This is a genomic window from Pseudomonas sp. 22189 (genome assembly GCF_052045635.1).
GTDB classification, from domain to species: domain Bacteria; phylum Pseudomonadota; class Gammaproteobacteria; order Pseudomonadales; family Pseudomonadaceae; genus Aquipseudomonas; species Aquipseudomonas parakoreensis.
In genome coordinates this window covers 74,996-85,535 of the sequence record NZ_JBQEPG010000026.1, presented here as the reverse complement: position 1 = coordinate 85,535, position 10,540 = coordinate 74,996, and the positions used below count along the sequence as shown (strand labels likewise).

General features: G+C 62.9%; 8 protein-coding genes. 3 read left to right on the top strand and 5 right to left on the bottom strand.

Annotated elements, in window-relative coordinates; all coding sequences use genetic code 11:
• The coding region (locus ACTJKS_RS23115) for a transposase (protein ID WP_440828800.1) at nt 1-576 on the top strand (576 nt) is incomplete at its 5' end.
• A 27-nt stretch (nt 577-603) separates the two neighbouring features.
• Here the strand turns inward: ACTJKS_RS23115 and ACTJKS_RS23110 are convergent.
• The 4 genes from ACTJKS_RS23110 to ptsP all read right to left on the bottom strand — a co-directional run bounded on the left by ACTJKS_RS23110 (nt 604) and on the right by ptsP (nt 7,870).
• Nucleotides 604-2,145: an alkaline phosphatase D family protein gene (locus ACTJKS_RS23110; RefSeq protein WP_108181652.1), complete on the bottom strand. Its 1,542-nt coding sequence runs from the start codon at nt 2,143-2,145 to the stop codon at nt 604-606.
• Between the two features lie 177 nt (nt 2,146-2,322).
• Complete coding sequence (locus ACTJKS_RS23105; RefSeq protein ID WP_096795323.1) at nt 2,323-4,056, bottom strand: PTS fructose-like transporter subunit IIB; 1,734 nt, start codon at nt 4,054-4,056, stop codon at nt 2,323-2,325.
• A gap of 11 nt (nt 4,057-4,067) precedes the next feature.
• Nucleotides 4,068-5,009: a 1-phosphofructokinase gene (pfkB, locus tag ACTJKS_RS23100; protein WP_262949405.1), complete on the bottom strand. Its 942-nt coding sequence runs from the start codon at nt 5,007-5,009 to the stop codon at nt 4,068-4,070.
• Nucleotides 5,009-7,870 carry a phosphoenolpyruvate--protein phosphotransferase gene (gene ptsP, locus ACTJKS_RS23095; protein WP_262949406.1) on the bottom strand — a complete coding sequence of 954 codons (2,862 nt, stop codon included), beginning with the start codon at nt 7,868-7,870 and terminating at the stop codon, nt 5,009-5,011. The genes pfkB and ptsP overlap by 1 nt, the downstream gene beginning before the upstream one ends.
• 306 nt (nt 7,871-8,176) lie before the next feature.
• Between ptsP and cra the strand changes: the two genes are divergently transcribed.
• Together cra and ACTJKS_RS23085 are read left to right on the top strand one after the other, a co-directional pair.
• Nucleotides 8,177-9,172 carry a catabolite repressor/activator gene (cra, locus tag ACTJKS_RS23090; protein WP_108181649.1) on the top strand — a complete coding sequence of 332 codons (996 nt, stop codon included), beginning with the start codon at nt 8,177-8,179 and terminating at the stop codon, nt 9,170-9,172.
• Between the two features lie 3 nt (nt 9,173-9,175).
• On the top strand, nt 9,176-9,952 hold the full coding sequence (locus ACTJKS_RS23085; protein ID WP_108181648.1) for a TatD family hydrolase: 777 nt from the start codon (nt 9,176-9,178) through the stop codon (nt 9,950-9,952).
• 94 nt (nt 9,953-10,046) lie between these two features.
• Here the strand turns inward: ACTJKS_RS23085 and ACTJKS_RS23080 are convergent, their stop codons facing one another.
• The gene (locus tag ACTJKS_RS23080; protein WP_047291192.1) at nt 10,047-10,442 is read right to left on the bottom strand and encodes a hypothetical protein; all 396 of its coding nucleotides are present in this window, start codon (nt 10,440-10,442) and stop codon (nt 10,047-10,049) included.
• Nucleotides 10,443-10,540: the final 98 nt, after the last annotated feature.

The following is a 10,540-nucleotide window of genomic DNA, read 5'->3' as shown; positions in this document are numbered from 1 at the left end:
GCGATGGTGCGTCGATTGGATGATCTTCAGGAAATGGAGCAGATGGAGCTCAATCGTCTGGATGTGTCCGACGAAAAGGTCAAAGACTCGATCAACTCCGTTCTGCGCCACATCGAAAAAGAGATCGCTGAAACGCACAAAGCGATCAAGAAACACATCGATGATGATCCGGACATGCGCCAGATGCGCGACTTGATCGTGACCATCGACGGTATCGGGCAGAAAACCCTTGAGCGGCTGCTGGCCGAGCTGGGCGACCTGCGCAAATACGACGACCCTCGCAAACTGGTCGCTGCTGCAGGGTTGAACCCTAAGCTGCAGGAGTCAGGAAAACTCAAAGGCAGAACAATTATTTCGAGGGTCGGCTCGGCTCGCGTTCGGGCGGGTCTGTACATGCCAGGCCTGGTAGCGCTGAGGCACAACGAGGCGATCATCGCCATGAAGGAACGCTTGAAGGCCAATGGCAAAGCCCCCAAACAGATCATCTGTGCAGCCATGCGCAAGTTGTTGCACTTCGTCTACGGAGTGCTCAAATCGGGCCAACCATTTGACCCGAAATTGGCACTTGCCCGGTGAGGGGCAAGACGGTATCTACAGAAGCCATTACACCGGCTGCAGTTTTTGTTCGAAAACCGCGACCCCATTCAGATCCCGCAACACCACACTCATCTCCCCGCTCTGCCCTTCGATATTCACCTCGCCAAAAAACTGAAACCCGGCAAACGGTGAAGCGTTCTGCGTCGGTGGTGCTTTCTGGAACACCACCTCCGGGCCGAAGGTCTTGTCCAGCGGATTGGGCCCGAAACTGCCGGCATTCAGCGGCCCGGCGACAAACTCCCAGAACGGTTCGAAATCCTGAAACGCCGCGCGATCCGGGTGGTAATGATGCGCCGCGCAGTAATGCACGTCCGCGGTCAGAAACACGAAATTGCGCACGTGCTGCGCCCGCAGAAAACCGAGCAGTTCGGCGACTTCCAGTTCACGCCCTTGCGCCGGGCCGGGATCACCGTTGGCCACCGCTTCCCAGCGTGCGACGCCCGGGCTGACCTCGCCGTCGGGCACGCCGAGGCCGATCGGCATGTCGGCGGCGATCACCTTCCACTGCGCCTTGGAGTGCTTCAAGCCACGCTTGAGCCAGTCCAGTTGTTCGCGCCCGAGGAACGGTTTGGCCGCGCCAAGGTTGTCGTCGTTGGCCCCGCGATAGCTGCGCATGTCGAGCACGAACACGTCGAGCATCGGCCCGTAACTGAGCTTGCGATAAATCCGCCCGCCACCATCGGCCGCCTGCAAACGCATCGGCGAATATTCCAGCCAGGCCTTGCGCGCACGGCCGACCAGGGTGTGGATATCTTTCTCTTGATAACGCTCGTCGAGCTGCTTGCCCGGCGACCAGTTGTTGACCACTTCGTGGTCGTCCCACTGCCAGATCTGCGGTACTTCGGCGTTGAAGCGGCGGATGTTTTCATCCATCAGGTTGTAGCGGTAATTGCCGCGATAGTCGTCGAGGGTCTGCGCCACTTTGCTCTTGGCTTCGGTAGTGAGGTTGCGCCAGATCCGCCCGCCTTCGGTGGTCACTTGCGCCGGCACCGGGCCGTCGGCGTAGATGGTGTCGCCGCTGTGGATAAAGAAGTCCGGCAGGCGCAGGCGCATGGATTCGTAGATGCGCATGCCACCGATGTCCGGGTTGATGCCAAAACCCTGGCCGACGGTGTCACCGCTCCAGACGAAACGGATGTTGCGTCGCGCCTTCGGTGCGCTGCGCAAATGGCCGAGCCACGGCTCGCTGGCGACGCCGGATTGCGCGTCCTTGAAATACACCCGATAGAAAATCGCCTGATCGGCGGGCAGCCCGGTCAGTTCGACACGGGCAGTAAAGTCGGTGCGCGCATCGGCCAGCGTCGAGACGACACGGCGCGGGTGGCGAAACTGGCTGCGGGTGTCCCACTCGACCACCATCCGTGCCGGGCGATCGCTGCGGCTCCAGATCATCGCGCGGTCGCCTTGCAGGTCGCCGGACTGCACGCCGTCGGTGAGTTGCGGCCGATCCTTGACCGACGCGATCACTGCCGGCGCCAGCCCCGGCATCAGCAGCCCGGCACCGACAACCTGCATGACCCGTCGGCGACCAATGTTGAAATCGCTCATGCGTGTTCTCCCTGAAAAAAGGAAAACTTAAGCACGGCTATATGAACTCGCCATGACACCACTAACCATTGTGGGAGCGAGCCTGCTCGCGAAAGCGGTGTGCCAGTCAACATACATGTCGCTGGCAGATTGCATTCGCGAGCAGGCTCGCTCCCACAGGGAAATTTGCGTTGCCCGTCAAGCCTTCGCGGGTTCCAGCGCCAACTCAACGGCTTCCGGACGCTTGACCGTCGCATAGACAACAGCCGTCAACAAACTCCCCGCGACAATCGCCAGCAGATACAACAGCGCATGATTGATCGCATTCGGAATCGCCAGCACAAACAAGCCACCATGCGGCGCCATCAGTTTGCAGCCGAAGTACATTGACAACGCGCCGGTCAAAGCACCACCGGCGATGCTCGCCGGAATCACCCGCAACGGGTCTTTGGCGGCAAACGGAATTGCCCCTTCAGAGATAAAGCACAGCCCCAGCACCAGCGCCGCTTTACCGGCCTCGCGTTCGGTCTGGGCGAACTTGCGGCGGGCGATGAAGGTGGCAATGCCCAGCCCGATGGGCGGCACCATGCCGGCAGCCATGGTCGCGGCCATCGGCGCATAACTCTGCGATGCCAGCAGCCCCACCGAGAACGCATACGCGGCTTTGTTGATCGGTCCACCAAGGTCGACGCACATCATGCCGCCGAGCAACACCCCGAGCAGGATCGCGTTGGTGGTGCCCATGCTGTCGAGGAAATGCGTCAGCGCCGCGAGCATCCCGGCGACCGGTTTACCGACCACGTAGATCATCACCAGACCGGTGAACAGGCTGGCGAACAACGGGATGATCAGAATCGGTTTCAGCGCTTCCAGACTCTGCGGCAACGCCACATAACGACTGATGGCCTTGGCCGCATAACCAGCGATGAAACCGGCGACGATCCCGCCGATGAAACCGGCGCCCAATGTGCTGGCAAGCAAACCACCAATCATCCCCGGCGCCAGGCCCGGACGGTCGGCGATCGAGTAAGCGATGTACCCGGCGAGCAGCGGCACCATCAGCTTGAACGCGGTCTCGCCGCCGATCTGCATCAGCGCCGCCGCCAGCGTGCCCTCTTCCTTGAACGCGGTGATGCCGAAGACGAACGACAAGGCGATCATCAGACCACCGGCCACCACCATCGGCAGCATGAACGAAACACCGGTCAGCAGGTGTTTGTAAACGCCGGTTTTCTCTTGCTTGGCCGGCGCCTTGCCGTCGCTCGCAGCGCTCTCCACCTGAGCTTCGGCGAGGGCTTTTTTCAGCGTCGCTTCGGATTGCTTGAGGGCAATGCCGGTGCCGCAACGGTAGATTTTCTTGCCGGCGAAACGCTCGGTGGCGACTTCGATGTCGGCCGCCAGCAACACCACGTCAGCCTCGGCAATCGCCGTTGCGCTGAGCGGGGTTTTCGCGCCGACCGAGCCTTGGGTTTCGACGTGCAGTTCATAGCCCAGACGCTTGGCCGTCTGCTGCAACGCCTCGGCCGCCATGAAGGTGTGGGCAACACCCGTCGGGCAGGCGGTGATGGCGACGATGCGCGGCGCACGTGGCGCAGCGGCAACCGGGACGGCTTCGCTGGCGAGGTAAACTTCGGCCTCTTGCGCACCACGGCGCAGCACCGCTTCGACATCCTGCAGCGCTTGCGCCGGGGCGATGCGGAACACGCGCTTGCCGACGAAACGGCGCATGTCGACATCACCGGTGGCGACCAGCAACACCCACTCCGCCGCCTCAATGGTGGCGGCCGACAATTCACGTTCCGGGTGCGCCGCATCGACCACTTCAACGCTGGTGCTCCAGCCCTGACGCTGGGCCGCCGCGTCCAGCAGACGGGCGCACAGCACACTGGTGACCATGCCGTTCGGGCAGGCCGTGACAATGGCTAATTTCATGACAAACCCTCTTATTGTTCTGTCAGGGGACGCACGCGCACGCCCTGTTCGAGCCGCGCCAGTTGCGCCGCATCGTTGATGCCGAAACCGATCTGCGTCACCGCCATCGCGGCAATCGCCGTGGCGGTGCGCAGAGTCTGCTCGGGCGTGTCGGCACTGAGCAGACCGTGGAGCATGCCGGCCAGCAGCGAATCGCCGGCCCCTACCGTGCTGGCGACCGTAACCTTCGGCGGCGTGGCATGCAGCGCCGAGCCGACACTGAACCAGTTCACACCGTCGGCACCGTGGGAGATCACCACGTGCTCGATGCCTTTGGCATGCAGGCACGCCGCTGCCTGGGCTTCGGCGGCGTGGGAGACCACATCGCAATCGAGCGCATCGGCGAGTTCTTCGGTGTTCGGTTTGATCAGCCACGGGCGCGCTTCAATGGCCGCGCGCAAGGCTTCGCCGCTGCTGTCGAGGGCGACGTTCAGGCCGAGGCCGTTCAGGCGTTCGATCAACTCGCGCAACCACTGCGCGCTGACGCCACGCGGCAGACTGCCGGCGACCACCACCGCATCATGCCCCGGAGCGATCCGCAGCAGACGCTCAAGCAACGCCTGCTGCGCCGCCGCGTCGACCACCGGCCCCGGGCCGTTGATGTCAGTGATGCGACCGTCGTGCTCGGCGACCTTGATGTTGCTGCGCGTCTCCCCCGGCACGCGGATGAACGCGTCGATAAAGCCGCGCTTGGCGAACAGGGTTTCGAAGGCTTGCAGATTGTCTTCGCCGAGAAAGCCGCTGACCGTCAGTTGATGCCCGAGATCCGCCAGCACTTGCGCGACGTTCACGCCTTTGCCGGCGGCGTGGGTGTGCATCTCGTCGCTGCGGTTGACCTGACCGGCCTCCAGGCGTGGCAGCTCGACTGTGAGGTCCAGCGCCGGGTTGAGGGTCAGGGTGAGAATCTTGGCCATTACAGGGCCTCCACTAATGCACGCACTTCGTTCGCGCTGCCCACGGTGAGGGCGTGTTGAGCAAGGGTTTGCGCCTGGTTCAGGCTGAGTTCGCGGATGCGCGCCTTGACCTCGGCGATGCTGCGCCCGGACACGCTCAGCTCATCGACACCGAGGCCGACCAGCACCGGCACCGCCAGCGGATCCGCCGCCAGTTCGCCGCACACACCGACCCATTTGCCATGGGCATGCGCCGCGCGCACGGTGATGTCGATCAGTTGCAGCACCGCCGGGTGCAGGCCGTCAGCCTGGGCCGAAAGCGTCGGATGACCACGGTCGATGGCCAGGGTGTATTGCGTCAGGTCGTTGGTGCCGACGCTGAAAAAGTCGACTTCCTTGGCCAATACCGGCGCCAGCAAGGCCGCTGACGGTACTTCGATCATGATCCCCAGTTGCAGATCAGCGACCGGGATTTCCAGGCGCAGACGCTCGGTCATGTCGCGGGCCTGACGCCACTCTTCAACACTGCCGACCATCGGGAACATGATCCGCAACGGCCGGTTGTCCGCCGAACGCAGCAAGGCGCGCAATTGCGCTTCCATGACCTGTGGACGCTGCAAGGTCAGGCGAATGCCGCGCACGCCGAGGAACGGGTTTTCTTCCTTGGCGATCGGCCAATACGGCAGCGGCTTGTCGCCGCCAACATCAAGGGTGCGCACCACCAGCGGCCGCCCGGCGAGGCCATCGAGGACGCGCCGGTATTCGGCTTCCTGAGTGGCTTCGTCCGGCGCCTGCGGGTGGGCCATGAAAATCAGTTCGGTGCGCAGCAGGCCAATACCTTCGGCGCCCTGCTCGACCGCAGCGGTAACGCCGGCGCTTTCACCGATGTTGGCGAACACTTCCACGGCGTGACCGTCAGTGGTGTGCGCCGGTTGATGGCGTTGTTCGGCGGCAGCCTTGAGACGCTGCTCGCGGGTGTCGCGTTCTTCGGCGGCACGTTGCAGGGTCGCGGCATCGGCGTCGACGTGCAGGCGACCGCGCTGGCCGTCGAGCAGCAACGGCGTGCCCGGTTCCAGCAGCAACACCGCAGCGCCAGCTCCGACCAGCGCAGGAATCCCGAGAGCACGGGCGACGATTGCACTGTGCGCGGTGGCGCCGCCGCGCGCGGTGAGAATCCCTGCAACTCGGGCCGGATCGAGCCGCGCCACGTCGGATGGGCCGACTTCGTCCATCACCAGAATGTATGGCTGCTCCGGCTCGTTCGGCGTCTGCACACCGCAAAGTTGCGCCAGCACCCGGCGCCCGATGTCCCGCAGGTCCGCCGCCCGCTCGGCGAGCAACGCGTCCTGCAGCGATTCCTGTTGTTTGGCCGCTGCTTCAATCACCGCCATCCACGCCGCTTCGGCGCTTTCGCCTTGCTTGAGACGGGTGTCGACTTCGTCGGTCAGTTCCGGGTCGTCGAGCATTTCCTGGTGGGTGATAAAAATCTCGCGAATCGCCTTGGCCTTGCTGCGTTCGATCAGACCCTGAATGTCACGGCGCACATCGCTCAGCGCTTGCTTGAGGCGCTCGCGCTCGATGGCGGCGGACTCGCCGCGCAACGGGTAATCGATAGCCTGCTGCACCTGAATGTGCGCAGGCCCAATGGCGATGCCCGGTGCCGCCGGGATCGCCTGCAACTGCGCGCCGGACGCCGGGGCGATCAGCACTTCGGCGATATCGGCGATGGCTTCGCGTTGCTGGCTCACGGCCGGCAGCGGTTCGACTTCTTCGCCGAGGCCTTCTTCGATAGCGGCCAGCAGCGCCGGCAGGGCATCGGCGGCGATGCTCGGTTCGGCGATCAACTCCAGCACCTGACCACGACGGGCGCCGAGGCTCAGCAGTTTACTCAGGCTTTTTACCGACACGGCGCTGTCCGCGCTGTCGACGATGCGCACGCGGATTTCGCCGTCGAAACTCTTCGCCAGTTGCGCCAGAATCTTCGCCGGGCGTGCGTGCAGACCGTGGGCGTTGGCCAGGGCAATACGCGCGCTGGGCCAGTCGGCGGGCAGTTCGCCACCGAGCACTTCGAGGACTTTGCGACTGCTGGTGGCGCGGCCCAGTTCATGGCCGCGCCCTTCGATGAGCAGCGCACACAGACGTTCGAGCAGCGCCTGATGCGCCTCACCCAGACTGGCCAGACAGAACAGACCGCTGAGCGGCTGCCCGAGGTAACGCATCGGTTTGTCCGGGGTGACGAACGCCAGGCCCGGACGTTTCACGGTTTGCTCGCTGTGCAGCCACCACAGGCCATCGCCCAGCGGTAGCGCTTCGACTTGCTGCAACACGCCGGCAAAACCATTGCTCACACAATCGGCCTGACGCAACAGACGCGCGCCACGCCAGACCAGTTCTTCGAAATCGTCAGCCGAAACGCCGAGGCCGATCATCTGCGCATCCAGCGCCAACTCCTGCGGCGCGCCTTGCAGCAGTTTCAGCAGCGCTTCCGGCGAGCTGGCGCGACGCAGGGCCTGACCCAGATCGGTCTCGCCGAGGGCGCGGGTCAGCAGTTGCAGCAGACGCAGGTGTTCGTCGGATTTGGCGGCGATGCCGATCGCCAGATAAACGATCTGGCCGTCGCCCCAGTCCACGCCCTCGGGAAACTGCATCAGCCGCACGCCGGTGGCGAACACCTGATCGCGGGTCTCGGGCGTACCGTGGGGGATGGCAATACCCTGGCCGAGAAAGGTCGAGCCCTGGGCTTCCCGGGCCTGCAAGCCGGCGAGGTAACCGTCGGCGACCAGACCATCGGCCACCAGATGATTGGCGAGCAATTGCAGGGCGGCGGGTTTATCCACAGCCGATTGGCCCATGGATATCTGCTCTATAGTGAGCTCGAGCATGCGATCTCCTTTTTGGCACATGGATGCGCCAGGATATTGTTTTGAATGGTCACAGCTTAGGCGCTGGTCAGCCTGCTTTTCAGCGGCCGTTTTGGCGGTTTCACGGCAGAACCGGCCAAAGGCGTCTAAAACGTAGAAAATACGCTTGCTGAAACGTTTAATCTAGATTGATCGGCACGTTACTCGATAATGTCTCATCCTTGAAGTCCAACTTGTCGGATGCGCTGCGACAATAGTCGTCTGCCTGAATCGGGTAGGATTGGCGAAAATGTCGCGGCAAGCTCGAAAAAACAAGGAAATACCGGGTTGAAACTCAGTGATATCGCGCGGTTGGCCGGAGTGTCCGTGACCACCGCCAGCTACGTCATCAACGGCAAGGCCGAACAGCAACGCATCAGCAACGCCACGGTCGAGCGGGTGCGTGCGGTCGTCGAACAGCACGGCTTCACCCCCAATCCACAAGCGGCCGGGTTGCGCAGTCGGCACACGCGCACGTTGGGCTTTATTCTGCCGGATCTGGAAAACCCCAGTTACGCGCGGATCGCTAAACTGCTCGAGCAAGGCGCGCGGGCGCGGGGTTATCAGTTGCTGATCGCCAGCTCCGACGATGCGCCGGACAGCGAGCGCCAGTTGCTGCAACTGTTCAAGGCGCGCCGCTGCGATGCGCTGATCGTCGCCAGTTGCCTGCCGGCCGGTGACGACAGCTATCGCCAGTTGCAGGCCAAGGGTCTGCCGATCATCGCCATCGACCGGGTCATGGAACCCGAGCACTTCTGCTCGGTGATCAGTGACGACCGCGAAGCCAGCCTGCACCTGACTCACAGCCTGCTCACCCCGCAGCCAAAACAGATCGTGCTGCTCGGCGCACGTCCGGAGCTGAGCATCAGTCAGGAACGTGCGGCCGGCTTCAAGCAGGCACTGCTCGACTTCAAAGGCGAAGTGCTGATCGAGCACGCCGAGTCCTTCAGCCGCGAATGCGGCAAGCAACTGATGGAAGAACTCCTGCAACGTCTGGGGCATTTGCCGGATGCGCTGGTGACCACTTCCTACGTGCTGCTGCAGGGCGTGTTCGATGCGCTGCATGACTTCCCGCTCAAATCCCGTCCGCTGCGCCTGGGCACCTTCGGTGACACGCAGTTGCTCGACTTCCTGCCATTGCCGGTCAACGCCATGGCCCAGCAGCACCAGTTGATCGCCGACAAGGCGCTGGAGCTGGCGTTGGCTGCGGTTGAGCAAGCCGAATACAAGCCTGGCGTGCAGGCCATCGCGCGGACCTTCAAGCAGCGTATTCACCGGGACTGAGCCGTGGAGCTGATCGACAGCCACACCCACCTCGACTTCCCCGACTTCGACGCCGATCGCGCGGCGTTGCTCGCCGAAAGCCGCGCTCTCGGCGTGCGGCGGATGGTGGTGCTGGGGGTTTATCAGGGCAATTGGCAACGGCTGTGGGATCTGGTGCAGAGCGATGCCGACTTGTATGCAGCGTTCGGTCTGCATCCGGTGTACCTCGATCAGCATCGACCCGAAGACCTGCGCGCACTCGGCGACTGGCTGACGCGGCTGCGCGGCCATCGGCAACTGTGTGCGGTGGGCGAGATCGGTCTGGATTACTTCATCGAAACCCTCGACCGCGAACGCCAGCAAGCGCTGTTCGACGCGCAACTGCAACTGGCGGCAGACTTCGATTTGCCGGCGCTGATCCACGTCCGCCGCAGCCACGCAGCCGTAATCGCCACGCTCAAGCGCTTCAAGCTCAAACGCGCCGGGATCATCCACGCCTTCGCCGGCAGCCGCGAAGAAGCACGCGAATACATCAAGCTCGGTTTCAAATTGGGTTTGGGCGGCGCGCCAACCTGGCCGCAGGCGCTGCGCATGCATCGGGTGCTGGCGGAGTTGCCACTGGATTCGATCGTGCTCGAGACCGACTCGCCAGACATGGCCCCGGCGATGTTTCCCGGCATACGCAATACACCGGCACACTTGCCGGCGATCTGTGCGGCGCTCGCCGAGTTGATGAACATCAGTCCGGAACAACTGGCCGCTGCCAGCACTGCCAACAGCTGCGAAGTATTCGGTTGGTAACACGCCTTCTGCAGGAGCTGCGGCACTGCGATCTTTTGCTCCTCGCCCTTAAAACAAGATCAAAAGATCGCAGCCTCGTTTCACTCGGCAGCTCCTACAGTCGGTTCGCATGAGCTCTGGCTGCGTCGAGGATCAGGGTCATGTGCTGACGGTGGTGAAAAAAACGCAGCAGCGCGAAGTACGCGAAAAGCACGATCAGTGACGCATTCAACTGTTCAGTCACGCTGAGCAGCCCGATCCATTCCATGACCAGCGCCACCAGCAGCGCGGTACACACGGTTACCGAGGCGCTGAAGCGCAGCAATCCCAGCGAATCGAGGGACTTGAAGCGTTTGATCTGTTTCGGGCAACGCAACTCCAGCGTTTTCTGGCAGTGCGCGCAAGTGAACGGTTCGTTGATTGCGATGGCGTTGAGCTGCCATGGCTTGAGTAACTGCGTGGTCTGGCAATGAGCACAACGGCCCTGGACTCCCAGGGTTGCAACGGACATGAGCGGCCTCCTCGACGCAATCAGCGGAACACGGATACTGGCTCATTAATGACGAAAAGCCAGCCGTCGGAAGAAAACAGGAATTGGCTTACACGCGT